The following is a 13,442-nucleotide window of genomic DNA, read 5'->3' on the forward strand; positions in this document are numbered from 1 at the left end:
TCACACCATGAGCATTTCTACAGACATCATCCAAGCGTTCACCCCGACCGGCGTTCTGCGAGCCTCGATCAATCTGGGTAACCCCATCCTGGCCAATCGCAATGCCCAAACGGGCGAAGTTGGTGGTGTGTCTGTGGACTTGGCCCGTGCATTCGGCGCACAGCTGGGCGTACCCGTGGAACTTGTCGTTTTTGATGCGGCTGGCAAATCCGTCGAAGCAGTGACGGCAGAGCAGGCAGACATTGGGTTCTTCGCCATCGATCCACTGCGTGGACAGCACATCCGCTTCACCGCGCCGTATGTGCTGATCGAAGGCGCCTATCTGGTGCGCAATGCATCTCCTCTGCAAAACAACGAGCAAGTTGACCAGGCCGGCACCCGCGTGACCGTGGGCAAGGGCAGTGCCTACGACCTGTACCTGACCCGGGAACTGAAGCAGGCCACCATCGAACGCGCGCCGACCTCTCCGGCAGTCGTCGACACCTTCATCACCACAAGTTCAGACGTGGCAGCGGGGGTCAGGCAGCAGTTGGAGGCTGACGCACAACGCATTCCCGGTCTGCGCCTGCTCCCTGGTCGCTTCATGGTGATCCAGCAAGCCATGGGGACTCCCACTAGCCGCGGTGAGGCCGCCGCAGCCGTGCTGCATGCTTTTGTTGAGGAACACAAGCGCAGCGGTTTTGTCGCTGAGGCACTGAAGCGCCACCACATTGAAGGCGCCAGCGTTGCTCCTGCAGAAAGCCGCGCGTAAAGGCAGAAGCAGCGCCGGCTTTCGTGCCTGCGCTGGAAGCGTCCGCTTTGCACGGACCACCGCTGTACCCATTCAGATCGAATCCCTTGAACGACTTTTCCTTTCGAAAGATCGCGCTGGCCGCTTTCGGCCCGACGCTGCTGTTTGGCATTGGCGACGGCGCCATCCTGCCCGTCATCGTGCTGCTGGCCAGAGAACTGGGCGCATCGGTGCCAATGGCCGCTCTGGCCGTGATGCTGATCAGCATCGGCTGTGTGCTCAACAACATCCCCGCCTCGCTGCTCATTGCACGCTGGGGTGAGCGCGCAGCCATTGTCACGGCCGGGCTGTGGAGCGCGTTGGGCATGGCAGTCTGCTATTTTGCCGCGCACTTTGGCGTGTTTGCCCTCGGCTGCTTCATGATGGGTATGTCGCAGGCCATCTACAACCTGGCACGCCAAAGCTACATGACCGAAGTGGTGCCCCTGAGCCACCGCGCGCGGGCACTCTCGGCGCTGGGCGGTGTCGTGCGCATAGGCACCTTCATCGGCCCGTTCCTCAGCGCTGCAGTCATCCACTTTCACGGCTTGTCCGCAGCGTTTGCCGTAGGCATCGTCGCGGTGCTGTCCGCAGCTGCGGTGGGCTCGCGCATTCCAGACCTGCCAGACCACCCGCGCCACCAGGCCGCGCAATCCGCCAAGCGCGCGTCACTGCTGTCGACCTTTGCGGACCATCGCAGGATTTTTCTCACGCTGGGCTTGGCCATTCTGCTGGTGGGCGCGGTGCGTGCGTCGCGCAGCGTGGTCCTGCCGCTGTGGGCCGATCACCTGGACCTGGCGCCCACGGCGGCGTCGTTGCTGTTCGGTTTGGCTGGCGGCATCGAGGCGCTGGTTTTCTATCCTGCTGGCAAGGTCATGGACGTCAAGGGTCGACGCTGGGTCGCGCTGCCCGCCATGCTGATCATGGGTGCGGGCATGCTGCTGACTCCATTGACCAGCAGTTTTGCAGCGCTGGTATTGGTTGCCATGCTGATCGGCTTTGGCAACGGTATCAGTTCAGGCATGAACATGACACTGGGCGCAGACCATGCACCGGTGCAGGGCCGCTCGTACTTCCTCGGCGTCTGGCGCTTGCTCGCTGACATCGGCGGCACGGCTGGACCTGCATTGATGTCACTGATCGTGTCCGCAGCCTCGCTGGCCACCGGCATTGCATTCATGGGCACCGTGGCATTGCTGGCAGCGGCACTGCTGCATCGCTGGATTCCAGCAGCATCTCCTGCCGCACCCGGGCGGCACTGAGCGGGCAGGTTCTCCTGCCGTCGCTCACAGTGCGAGCATCCGCTTAGGCAAGGAACGCTCGCAAAGCGGTGCCCAATGCCACCAAGCACCCAGGACTGAGCCACGCCAAGCTCGCCAAGCTGCTTGGGGTCGTATTGCTTCGGGCTTTTTCTTTTTTCCAGGCCGCGGTGGCGGCGCAGCGCCACCGCGCCGGGTCAGGCGCTGGCCGCTGCCGGGGCGGCGGTGGCTTCCAGCTCCTGCAGCTGGCGCCACATCACCTTGCCGCTGCCGCTCTTGGGCAGGGCATCGGCAAACTGCACAATGCGCGGCACCTTGTAGACCGCCATGTGTTCGCGGCACCACTGGACGATGTCCTCCTCGCTGACCTGGCCCTTGAAGGCCTGGCGCAGCACCACCACCGCCTTGACGGTCTCGCCGCGGTAGGCATCCTTGGCGGCGATCACGCAGGCCTCCTGGATGGCCGGGTGGCTGAACATCAGCGCCTCCACCTCGGCCGGCCAGACCTTGAAGCCGCTGGCATTGATCATGCGCTTGAGGCGGTCGGTCAGGAAGAAATAGCCTTCCTCGTCCATGCGCCCCAGGTCCCCGGTGCGGAAGAACTTCTTGCCTCCAATGTCCACAAACGCCGCGCGCGTGGCCTCGGGGTTGTTCCAGTAGCCCTGGAACACCTGCGGGCCGTGCACCAGGATTTCGCCGGTCTCGCCCTGGGGCATTTCCTCCAGCGTGTCGGGGTTGGCCACAAACGATTCCGTGCCCATGAAGGGAATGCCCAGGCACTGCTGCTTGGGGTGGTCATAGGGGTTGTTGTGCGAGGGCGCGGCCGTCTCGGTCAGGCCGTAGCCTTCCTGATAGGACAGATCGAACTCGTCCTTGAGCCGCTGGGCCACGGCCTGGGGCATGGCCGCGCCGCCACCGCCGATATAGACCAGGCTGCTCAGGTCGAAGCTGCGGTAGTTGGGGCTGCCCATCAGGTCGATGACCATGGTGGGGATGTTGGTCCAGTGCGTGACCCGGTACTGCGAGATCAGGCGGCCCGCCACCTCGCGGTCCCAGCGCGGCAGCAGCACCATGGTGGCGCCCAGCACGATGTTGCAATGCATCATCGACACCATGCCGGTGATGTGGAACATGGGCACCACGGCCAGGGTCACGTTCTCGCTGGTGCTGCCGCCCCAGACCGAGCTGGCCATGGCGTTGTGCATGATGGAGCGGTGCGTGTGCATGCAGCCCTTGGGCAGGCCGGTGGTGCCGCTGGTGTAGGGCAGCACGCTCAGGTCGTCCGGTCCCACTTCCAGCGCCGGCACCGGGGCCGTGCTGGCGACCGCGTCCTTCCAGCTGCTGACGCTGCCGCCGTCCAGTGCGGGCAAGGCGCGCGTGGGCTTGAGCCAGGCTTCCCAGGCCTCGGGCATGGGTTCGCAGGCCGCGCCTTCGGGCAGGTAGTCATTCAGCTGCGTGACCACCATGTGCGACAGGCGGTCAGCGGCCGGCAGCGCATTGCTGGCCTTGGCCAGCTCGGGCGCCAGATCGGCGGTGGTGATGGCCAGCTTGACGCTGCCATCGGTGATGTAGTGCTTGAGCTCTTCGGCCAGGTTCATGGGATTGACCGGCACCACCACGGCATTGGCACGCTGGATGGCGAAATGCCCGATCACCAGCTGGGCCATGTTCTGCATCAGCAGGATCACGCGGTCGCCCTTGCGCACGCCCTGGGCATGCATGTGGGCGGCCAGGCGCTCGGCGGTATCGGCCATCTCGCGGTAGCTGACGCGGCGCCCGAAGAACACCAGGCCCGCCTTGTCCGGGTAGCGGCGCGCGCTGATTTCCAGGTTGTCCCACAGGGAGGTGGCAGGCACAGTCAGCGCGTGGGGAAGGCGGCGGGGCCAGAAGGCGTGATGGGGACGCATGACGGAGAGGTTCTTCTACGGGTTGGACACCCCATGAGACTAGGCCGCGCCAGCCCCCTCGGCATTAGGACGGCACCCTAGCCCGCGTCGCTTGTGCGACCCGATCTGACCTGCACGTCAACCAAACACACCACTACCCCCTGGCGCCCGCCTGACCACCCACTACCGGTACGCCCCACTGCCGGGCAGGCTGCTTTCCTGCCCGGCGTGTCAGCCGCGCCTGACAAAAAATGTCTTTCCAGGAAAAGAAACTTACAAAAAAACACAGGCGTTGCAGCCCCCCGCTGCCGCCTGCCTACCGCCTTCCCGCCCTCGAACCAGGATCCCCCATGAGCCCCGCAGCCCCCGCCGACACCCGCTACCCGAAGCCGGCACGCGCCACCCCTCCGCTGCACCGCGAAGCCACCATTGGCCTGCTCTACCTCACCCGCTGGCCCGCGCTGCCCGCGCAACTGACCGAACGCGACCGGCTGGTCCACCGCATCTGCACCCTGCTGTCCAGCAAGCCCCGGGCGTCCCACCTGATCCACCTGCTGGTGCAGGCCCCGAAGGACGATGTACAGGCCGCCCTGCGCACCCTGCTGCAAACCGGCTGCGTCCACATCGGCCACAGCGCCACCGAATCCGGCAGCGCCCGCCGCCCGCAGGCCACCCGTGACCGCGACCGCAACCCCGCTCCCGCCGCCGACACGGACGCAGCAGTTGCCAGCGCCCATCCTTCGGTCACTGCCGCAGCCACACCGTCCGTGTCGGCCACATCCCCCACCCTGCCCGCCTCGCCCGCCACCCGGCTGGGCAAGCTCTGGTCCCGCCTGTCGGCCTGACCGCCTGAGCGCCCACGGGCCGGCTGCGGTGCAGCCGCTCAAAGGCGGTAGCTGTTGCCCAGGGCCGGAATCGTCACCTGCCCCCAGCCCGGTAGCTGCCGCAGCCGCTCGGATAGCGCGGTGGCCGATTTCGCCTCCCCATGCACCACAAACGTCTGTTTCGGCGCCTGGGTGAAGGCCCCGGCCCAGTCCAGCAATGCTTTCTGATCGGCATGGGCGGAGAACCCGCCCAGGGTGTGCACCGAGGCACGCACCGCAATGTCGTCGCCCATCAGCCGCACCCGCTTCTCGCCATCGACCAGGCGGCGGCCCAGCGACCCGGCGGCCTGGAAGCCGCAGATCAGCACCGCGCATTCCGCCCGCCCCAGGTTGTTGTGCAGGTGGTGCAGCACCCGGCCGGCATCGCACATGCCGCTGGCCGACAGAATCACCGCGCCGCTCTTGATGCGGTTGAGCCTGATGGAATCCTCCACATCGCTGATGAAGTGCAGCTGCCGCCACTGCGCCAGCCGCTCCGGGCTGCCCAGCAGCTGCCGGGTCTCGGCGTCAAAAGCGGCAAAGTGCTTGAGCGTGATGGCCGTGGCCGTCACCGCCATGGGCGAATCGACAAAAATCTCCATCGGTGCCAGGCGCTGCTGCGTCGCCAGCTGGGCAAAGTGATAGAGCAGCTCCTGCGTGCGGCCCACGGCAAAGGCCGGAATCACCACATTGCCGCGCGGCACGGTGCGGTTGACCACCTCCACCAGTTCCTCCAGCGTGGAGCTGCTGTCCTTGTGTAAGCGGTCGCCGTAGGTGGATTCGATCAGCAGCACATCGGCGTCGGCAATCGGTGTGGGGTCGCGCAGGATGGGCCGCCCGGGCTGGCCCAGGTCGCCGCTGGCCACCAGCTTGCGCGTGCCGCCCAGTGCATCGCTGAGCCAGACCTCCAGGATGGCCGACCCCAGGATATGCCCCGCATCGCGCATGCGCACCTTCACCGCCGGGTGGGGAGAAAAGGTCTGGTTGTAGGGCTTGGCCTGCACCAGCGACACCGCCAGCTCGGCATCCTGCACGGTGTAGAGCGGCGGCTCCGGCGCCGGCTCCCGGCCGTGGCGCGGGTCTCTGGAATGGTTTTTCCCCGCCGACTTCTGGGAACGGCGCTGCTGCCGCTCGACCTCCATCATCTGGATGTGCGCACTGTCCTTGAGCAGCACATCCAGCAGATCGGCGGTGGCCGCCGTGGCATAGACGGGCCCGCGAAAGCCCCGTGCCGCCAGCTTGGGCAGCAGCCCGCTGTGGTCGATGTGGGCGTGGGTCAGCAACACAAAGTCGATGCGGCGCGGGTCAAAGCCGAAGGCCTGCTGGTTGTGCTCCTGGGCGCCGTGGCCGCCCTGGGCCATGCCGCAGTCGATCAGAAAGCGGCAATCCCCCAACTCCACCAGAAAGCAGGAACCGGTGACCGTCTGCGCGGCCCCGTAAAACGTGATCTGCATCGCAACACCCCTCCCTGTACACGCGCCCCTTGCGGGCGCTCTGGACCCGGGGCACTGCCCAGGCCATACCTGGACAAACTGTAACAGCCGCGCAGACAAACGGTGGCGCACCCGCCACAGGGTCACCTCAGTCCTGCCGCAGATCCGCGATCACCCCATGGCCGCCCTGCGCTTCAGCGCCGGCGCAAGCGCCCGGCCTGCACCGCACGGGCCACCCCCGCCCAGGCGGGGTCCGGCCGCCCGGCCACCAGGGCCTGCACATGGTCCTGCCACATCTGCGCCTGCTGCTCCACCTGGACCTGCCAGAACTGCCGCAGCCGCGCCCTGGTGGAATGGCCGGCGCTGTACGCATAAGGATCCCGCCTGCCCAGCCACCCGGGCAGCAGCTGGCGCGCGTGCAAGGCCACGGCCTGCCGCGTCACCGGCAGGCCCTGCCTGCGCTGCAGCTGGTGCAGCAGCTCATGGGCGAACAGGCCCGCCACCGCAGGATGGTCAAGGCGCAGCGGCGCCTGCAGGCTTGCGCCGCCATAGCAGGCGCGCGGGAACGACAGCCAGCCCCCGTTCAGGCACAGCGCCCGCCGCGTGTCCCCCACCCGGCGCAGGCCCAGGCGCACCTGCTGCGCCAGCCAGGCCCCCTGCTGCGCACCGAAGTGCTGCAGCACAAAGGCTTGTTCAGTGGGCAGCAGGCGGCGCCAGAGCATGGGGCTTCTGCGTGGTCGTGCCGCGCACAGCGGATCAGTGCTGCAGCTGCTGCCACACCTTGTCCAGCCGCTTGGTGCTGACCGGGTACGGCGTGCGCAGCTCCTGCGCGAAAAAGCTTACGCGCAGTTCTTCCAGCATCCAGCGGTATTCCTGCATACGGGCGTCGATCTGGCCCTTGCGCTCGGCCACCAGGCGCCAGTAGCGCTGCTCCATGGGCTGCAGCTCCTTGAGCTTGGTGGCATCGCGGGCCGGATCGGCACGGTACTTGTCCAGCCGCGTGGTGATGGCCTTCAGATAGCGCGCGTAGTGGCCCAGCTGGCTCCACGGCGCCACGGCGATGAAGTTCTTGGGCACCAGTTTGTGCAGCTGCTCACCCGCATCCTTGGTGGCCTCGGGCGCATTCTTGGTGTCCTTGATCTTGCGCGCGGCGGCGGCGTACTCGGTCAGGATGGTGGCACTCATGCGCGCCACTTCGTTGGCGATCAGGGTCAGGCGGCCCCGGCCGTCCTGCACGCGCTGCTTGAAGTCGGCCTCGTTGGCCGGCAGCGGGTCCTGCAGGAACGCCCGGTCGATGGCCACATCGATGATCTGGCCGCGCAGCTCTTCCTGCGTGCCCAGCGGCATATAGGCCACAGCCATCTTCTGCAGATCGGGAATGTTCTTTTCCAGGTACTTCAGCGCATCGCGGATCTGCAGCGCAAACAGGCGGCGCAGGCCCACGCGGTGCTTGGCGGCTGCCGCTTCGGGCTCGTCGAACACCTCGATGCCGACGGCATCGCCGTGGTCGATCAGCGCCGGGAAGCCGATCAGCGTGGTGCCGCCCTTCTTGATTTCCATCAGCTCGGGCAGCTCGCCAAAACCCCATTCCTTGTAGCGGGTGTCATGGGCCTGCGCGGGCGCGGCCTTCTCGGGCTTGCCGGCAGCGCCGCCCGCCTTGGCAGCAGCGGGCGCACCGGCCTGGGCCGGGTGCGGAGCCTTCTGCGCAGATTCGGGCTGGCTCTGCACCACGGCGGCCACCTTCAAGGAGGCCAGCGCCTGGAACGCCCCGCGCGCCTTCACGCCCCACTCGGCCTTGAGCGCGCCCAGGTTGCGCCCCTGGCCCAGCTGGCGGCCATGTTCGTCCGTGATGCGGAAGTTCATGAACAGATGCGGGCTCAGCATGTCCAGCTTGAAGTCGGCACGCTTCACATCCAGCGAAGTCTCGTCCCGCACCTGTTTGAGCAGCACATCGATCAGCCCGCCCTGCGCCCAGCGCTCCACGCTGGTGAACAGCGCGGCCAGCCGCGCCGCGTTCTCGGGCAGCGGCACAAAGCGGCTGCGCGGGCGCTGCGGCAGGCTCTTGAGCAGGGCCTGGATCTTGTCTTTCAGCATGCCGGGCACCAGCCATTCGGCGCGCTCTTCCGACACCTGGTTCAGCACGAACAGCGGCACCGTCACCGTCACGCCGTCGCGCGCATCGCCGGGGCTGTGCAGATAGGCCGCCGCGCAGTCCACCCCGCCCAGCTTGACCAGCTTGGGGAAGTTGTCGGTGGTGATGCCGGCCGCCTCGTGGCGCATCAGCTCGTCCTTGGACAGGCGCAGCAGCTCGGGGTTGCCCTTGCTCTGCAGGCGGAACCAGTGGTCGAACGTGGCGCCGCTGTACACATCGCGCGGCAGCTGCTGGTCATAGAAGGCAAAGATCAACTCGTCGTCCACCAGCACGTCCTGGCGGCGGCTCTTGTGCTCCAGCTCCTCCACCTTGCGCATCAGCTTCAGGTTGGCGGGCAGGAAATGCCATTTGGTTTCCCATTCCCCGGCCACCAGCGCCTGACGGATGAAGAGATTGCGCGCCTCGTGCGGATCGATGCGGCCGTAGCTCACGCGCCGGCCGTTGTAGACCACCAGGCCGTAGAGCGTGGCGCGCTCCAGCGCCACCACATCCGCCTGCTTCTTGCTCCAGTGCGGGTCCAGCAGCTGCTTGCGCAACAGGTGCCCGCCCACTTCTTCCAGCCACTGGGGCTCGATGGCGGCAATGCCCCGGCCGTACAGGCGCGACGTCTCCACCTGCTCGGCCGCCACGATCCAGCGGCCCGGTTTCTTGGACAGGTGGGCGCCGGGGTGGGGGTGGAACTTGATGCCGTGCGCGCCCAGATAGCTTTCGTTTTCCTCACCCTTGTAGCCGATGTTGCCCAGCAGGCCGGACAGCATCGACAGGTGCACGGCCTCATAGCCGGCGGCCTCGTTGTTGAGCAGCCATTTCTGCTCCTTGACCACGGTGAGCAGCTGCGAATGGATGTCGCGCCACTCGCGCACGCGGCGGATGTTGACGAAGTTCTGGCGCAGCAACTGCTCCCACTGGCGGTTGCTGATCTTGTGCGTGGCCTCCTGCTGCGGCTCGGCGGGGTTGAACAGCGCCAGCCGCTCCTCCACCGTGCCTTCCACCTGGGCGCCGCTGCCGCGCTGGCTCACCGGCAAAAAGGCCTGGCTGCGCGCACTGGGCTTGGCCGCGCTCTGGTGCTGCGCCGCCATTTCGGCACGGCTCTTGGCCACCACCTTGCCGCCCCGCGCATCCTGCAGCCATTTCCACAGCCGCAGATAGCCGGTGAACTCGCTTTTTTCATCGTCGAACTTGGCATGCGCCTGGTCGGCCTGCTGCTGCGCCTCCATGGGGCGGTCGCGCACGTCCTGCACCGACAGCGCCGAGGCAATGACCAGCACCTCCGACAGCGCACCGCGCGCACGCGCCTCCAGAATCATGCGGCCCACGCGCGGGTCCAGCGGCAGGCGCGACAGCTCCTTGCCCATGGCCAGCAGATTGCCGCGCTCGTCCACCGCACCCAGTTCGGCCAGCAGCTGGTAGCCGTCGGCAATCGCGCGGCCCGAAGGCGCTTCCAGGAACGGGAAATGCACCACATCGCCCAGGCCCAGCGACTTCATGCGCAGAATCACCCCGGCCAGCGAGCTGCGCAGGATTTCCGGGTCCGTGAATTTGTCGCGGCCGTTGAAGTCCACCTCGTCGTACAGGCGGATGCAGATGCCGTTGGCCACCCGGCCGCAGCGGCCGGCACGCTGGTTGGCGGCGGCCTGCGAAATCGGCTCCACCAGCAGCTGCTCCACCTTGCTGCGGAAGGAATAGCGCTTCACACGGGCCGTGCCCGCGTCGATGACATAGCGTATGCCCGGCACCGTCAGCGAGGTTTCCGCCACGTTCGTGGCCAGCACAATGCGCCGGCCCGTGTGGCCGTCGAAGATCCGGTCCTGCTCGGCCTGCGACAGGCGCGAGAACAGCGGCAGCACCTCGGCACTGCGCAAGGTGGGCGAGTGCTGCAGGTGCTTGCGCACATGGTCTGCCGCTTCGCGGATCTCGCGCTCGCCGGGCAGGAAGATCAGGATGTCGCCGCCCTTGCCGCCGGCCCACAGCTCGTCCACGCCGTCGGCAATGGCGTCGTTCAGGTCCTTGTCCTTCTCGCCCTCGAACGGGCGGTAGCGCATCTCCACCGGGTAGGTCCGGCCCGAGACCATGATCACCGGCGCCGGCCCATCCTTGCCTTCAAAGTGCTTGGCAAAGCGGTCGGCATCGATGGTGGCCGAGGTCACCACCACCTTCAGGTCGGGGCGCTGGGGCAGGATCTGCCGCAGATAGCCCAGCAGAAAGTCGATGTTCAGACTGCGCTCGTGCGCCTCGTCGATGATCAGCGTGTCATAGGCCTTGAGCAGCGGATCGGTCTGGGTTTCGGCCAGCAAGATGCCGTCCGTCATCAACTTGACCGAGGCGTTCTTCTGCAGCGTGTCCTGGAACCGCACCTTGTAGCCCACCACCTCGCCCAACGGCGTGTTCAGCTCCTCGGCAATGCGCTTGGCGACCGAGCTGGCCGCAATTCGGCGCGGCTGGGTGTGGCCGATCAGGTGGCCGCGCACCACGCCCTTGTCGTCCGGCACCGCATTGATCTTGCCGCGGCCCAGCGCCAGCGCGATCTTGGGCAGCTGCGTGGTCTTGCCCGAGCCCGTCTCGCCACAGACGATGATGACCTGGTGGCGGTCCATGGCCTCCATGATCTCGTCACGGCGGCTGGATACGGGGAGTTGCTCGGGGAAGGTGATCTTCAAAGACATAGGGGCGTGATTATCCCCGCGCGCGCAGCCCGCCGGCGCTGCCGCTGCAGATGGACCCACAGCAGACTCTGCACCCGCCCCGCGGCCAAGGCCCTGCGCGCCGGAACTAAATAGGTCACGGCGCTCTCACACACAGTCGCTACCATGCGCGCAGCCGCCGCACACCCTCGCGGCCTGGCGCTTTCCGTCCCGCTGCAGCACCCTGCGGCGGGCTGCATTGACTGCCCCGCTGCCCTGGCGGCGGGCAACAGCCCTTCCCGCATTCCATGATTTTCTATTCCCTGATTCTGGTGCCCATCATCGCGCTGTGGCTGTGGTGGCCCCTGCACCGGCCGGCCCGCCGCACCTTCTGGTGGGCGCTGACGGCCACCATGGTGCTGGGCGCCCTGCCCGCGCTGCTGATCCTGGCCATGCGCCAGACCACGCTGAGCTACCAGGTGATTGCCCATCTGCAGGTGGGCAGCGGCCTGGTGCTGTCCGCCATCGTGCTGTCCATCCTGCTGGCCTTGCTGCGCGATCTGGCCTGGCTGCTTTCGTGGAAGGCTGGCTGGCGCCGCCTGGCCCAGGGCCTGCGCCAGCCGCTGTGGACCGTGGCCGGCGCGGCCCTGGCCCTGCTGGTGTCGGCCTACGGGGTGCTGCAGGCGCTGAAGGTGCCCGAGGTGCGCACCCAGGAGATCACCTTGCCGCGCCTGCCCGCCGAGCTGGACGGCCTGCGCGTGGCCGTGATTGCCGACATCCACGCCAGCCCGGTCAACAACGCCCGCTATGTGCAGGCCCTGGTGGACCGCACCCAGGCGGCCCGGCCCGACCTGATCGTGCTGCCCGGCGACATGGTGGACGGCGACGTCGCCACCCAGGCCGCCAACATCGCCCCGCTGGCCCAGCTGCAGGCCCCGTACGGCGTGTGGTTTGCCCCCGGCAACCACGAGTACTACAGCGGCTACAACGCCTGGGCCAAGGAATTCCGCCGCCTGGGCCTGCACTATCTGGAAAACCAGACCGAGCGCCTGCAGATCCGCGGCCGTACGCTGGCCGTGTCCGGCCTGGGCGACCCGGCCTATGGCCGCCTGTCCAACCAGAACGACAACCCCGCCGTGGCCGAAGGCCTGCCCCCCGACATCGCCGCCGTGCAGCAGCAGGCCCAGGGCGCGGATGTGCACCTGCTGCTGGCCCACCAGCCCAAGCCCGCCCGCGACTATGCCCTGCACGGCGTGGACCTGCAGATCGCCGGCCACACCCATGGCGGCCACATCCGGGGCCTGGACCAGTTGCTGATCGCACCGGCCAACAACGGCTATGTGCGCGGCCTGTACCAGGTCGGCCCGATGCAACTGTTTGTCAGCAGCGGCGCCGGGCTGTGGGCCGGCTTTGCCGTGCGCCTGGGCGTGCCCTCCAGCATCGACCTGCTGGTGCTGCGCAGCCCGGCCGCAACCGCCAAGCCCTGAGCCCCGGCCGGGGCCAGGGCTGCGACGCACTGAGGGCCTGCGGCCCTCCACGCCAGGGCCGGTGCAGCACGCCCCGTCACTGGGTGGGCACGAACGCCACGGTGGCGGCCACGGCACCACCACACCGTGAACAGCCCGCGCACGCAACATGTGCTGCACGCGCCACCAACGCCGCACGCGCGAAAACTCCCCGGGAACCCTGTGTTTGTCGCATTTGGTTGCAGTTGGGCATGCGATGGCGCCATTTTCTGACACGAATGGCCGCCTCCACGCTGAAAAGCCAAGGGTAAGATTTCGTGCAATGGACCCATCGCTCGCTGATCCTATGAATTGCCCTGTCTGCGGCACCTCCATGCCTGCCCAAGCCAAGTTCTGCAGCCAATGCGGCTCGCCGCGCGCAGCGCCGCTGGGCTCGGTGCCGCTGCGCCCGCCCCGCTCGCCGCATGCGCCCAACGCCGCCACTCGGTGGCTGCTGGTCGGCGCCGCCCTGGTGGTGGCGGCTGCAGGCTGGCTGGCATTCAAGCCCGGCATGCTGCCCACAGGCGGCAACGCCGACAACCCGGCGGCCGACGCGCCCACGGATGCCAGCAAGGCCGCCACCCTGGTCGGCCCGCAGGGCGCCGCGGGCACGGCCGGGACAGTGACCACCCCCGACCAGCCCCTGGCAGCTCCCCCTGCGGCACCGCCCAGCGCTGCGGTGCCGGCCACACCCGCCAGCACCGCCCCCGCCACCCCGGCACCTGCCGTGGCCGCCAACCCGCCGCCCACGGCAGTACGGCCGGCCGCCACGGCCCCTTCCGTCCCCGCGGCCGCGTCCACCCCGGTGCCCGCTGCCGCGGTCAAGGCCGTGCCGGCCCCCGCCGTATCGGGCCCGGTGGCACTGCCGCCGTCCCCTTCACCATCTCCTTCACCCGCTGCGCCACGCCCGGCGCCCAAAGACACCCCCACACTGAATGACCTGCTGGACTGAGC

General features: G+C 67.7%; 9 protein-coding genes. 5 read left to right on the forward strand and 4 right to left on the reverse strand.

Features of this window, described 5'->3' with window-relative positions; translation table 11 throughout:
* The first annotated feature begins 7 nt into the window (after nucleotides 1-7).
* Nucleotides 8-751 (forward strand): ABC transporter substrate-binding protein, encoded by a 744-nt coding sequence (locus B3349_RS12790; protein WP_291589141.1) that lies wholly within the window; start codon nucleotides 8-10, stop codon nucleotides 749-751.
* Between the two features lie 86 nt (nucleotides 752-837).
* Entirely contained in the window at nucleotides 838-2,031 is a 1,194-nt protein-coding gene (locus B3349_RS12795; RefSeq protein ID WP_291589143.1) for an MFS transporter, read from the forward strand.
* A 194-nt stretch (nucleotides 2,032-2,225) separates the two neighbouring features.
* On the opposite strand, the gene B3349_RS12800 is transcribed toward B3349_RS12795, so the two are convergent.
* Nucleotides 2,226-3,935 carry a long-chain fatty acid--CoA ligase gene (locus tag B3349_RS12800; protein ID WP_291589145.1) on the reverse strand — a complete coding sequence of 570 codons (1,710 nt, stop codon included), beginning with the start codon at nucleotides 3,933-3,935 and terminating at the stop codon, nucleotides 2,226-2,228.
* 329 nt (nucleotides 3,936-4,264) lie between these two features.
* On the opposite strand from B3349_RS12800, the gene B3349_RS12805 reads away from it, so the two are divergent.
* The gene (locus B3349_RS12805; RefSeq protein ID WP_291589147.1) at nucleotides 4,265-4,759 is read left to right on the forward strand and encodes a hypothetical protein; all 495 of its coding nucleotides are present in this window, start codon (nucleotides 4,265-4,267) and stop codon (nucleotides 4,757-4,759) included.
* Between the two features lie 38 nt (nucleotides 4,760-4,797).
* Here the strand turns inward: B3349_RS12805 and B3349_RS12810 are convergent, their stop codons facing one another.
* The 3 genes from B3349_RS12810 to hrpA form a co-directional block, all read right to left on the reverse strand.
* Nucleotides 4,798-6,231, reverse strand: coding sequence for an MBL fold metallo-hydrolase RNA specificity domain-containing protein (locus B3349_RS12810; protein WP_291589149.1), 1,434 nt, complete (start codon nucleotides 6,229-6,231; stop codon nucleotides 4,798-4,800).
* Nucleotides 6,232-6,404: 173 nt separating this feature from the next.
* Nucleotides 6,405-6,932, reverse strand: coding sequence for a hypothetical protein (locus tag B3349_RS12815; RefSeq protein WP_291589150.1), 528 nt, complete (start codon nucleotides 6,930-6,932; stop codon nucleotides 6,405-6,407).
* A 34-nt stretch (nucleotides 6,933-6,966) separates the two neighbouring features.
* Nucleotides 6,967-11,025 (reverse strand): ATP-dependent RNA helicase HrpA, encoded by a 4,059-nt coding sequence (gene hrpA / locus B3349_RS12820; RefSeq protein ID WP_291589152.1) that lies wholly within the window; start codon nucleotides 11,023-11,025, stop codon nucleotides 6,967-6,969.
* Nucleotides 11,026-11,291: 266 nt separating this feature from the next.
* Between hrpA and B3349_RS12825 the strand changes: the two genes are divergently transcribed.
* Complete coding sequence (locus B3349_RS12825; RefSeq protein ID WP_291589154.1) at nucleotides 11,292-12,470, forward strand: metallophosphoesterase; 1,179 nt, start codon at nucleotides 11,292-11,294, stop codon at nucleotides 12,468-12,470.
* Between the two features lie 352 nt (nucleotides 12,471-12,822).
* Nucleotides 12,823-13,440, forward strand: a complete 618-nt coding sequence (locus B3349_RS12830; RefSeq protein WP_291589156.1) for a hypothetical protein — start codon at nucleotides 12,823-12,825, stop codon at nucleotides 13,438-13,440.
* Nucleotides 13,441-13,442 lie beyond the last annotated feature (2 nt).

This window comes from Comamonas sp. UBA7528 (genome assembly GCF_002479375.1).
GTDB lineage: Bacteria > Pseudomonadota > Gammaproteobacteria > Burkholderiales > Burkholderiaceae_C > Comamonas.

Coding starts and splice junctions, on each gene's coding strand:
- B3349_RS12810 (WP_291589149.1), bottom strand. CDS start 6,231: ATGCAGATCACGTTTTACGGGGCCGCGCAGACGGTCACCGGTTCCTGC.
- B3349_RS12815 (WP_291589150.1), bottom strand. CDS start 6,932: ATGCTCTGGCGCCGCCTGCTGCCCACTGAACAAGCCTTTGTGCTGCAG.
- B3349_RS12790 (WP_291589141.1), top strand. CDS start 8: ATGAGCATTTCTACAGACATCATCCAAGCGTTCACCCCGACCGGCGTT.
- B3349_RS12805 (WP_291589147.1), top strand. CDS start 4,265: ATGAGCCCCGCAGCCCCCGCCGACACCCGCTACCCGAAGCCGGCACGC.
- B3349_RS12830 (WP_291589156.1), top strand. CDS start 12,823: ATGCCTGCCCAAGCCAAGTTCTGCAGCCAATGCGGCTCGCCGCGCGCA.
- hrpA (WP_291589152.1), bottom strand. CDS start 11,025: ATGTCTTTGAAGATCACCTTCCCCGAGCAACTCCCCGTATCCAGCCGC.
- B3349_RS12800 (WP_291589145.1), bottom strand. CDS start 3,935: ATGCGTCCCCATCACGCCTTCTGGCCCCGCCGCCTTCCCCACGCGCTG.
- B3349_RS12825 (WP_291589154.1), top strand. CDS start 11,292: ATGATTTTCTATTCCCTGATTCTGGTGCCCATCATCGCGCTGTGGCTG.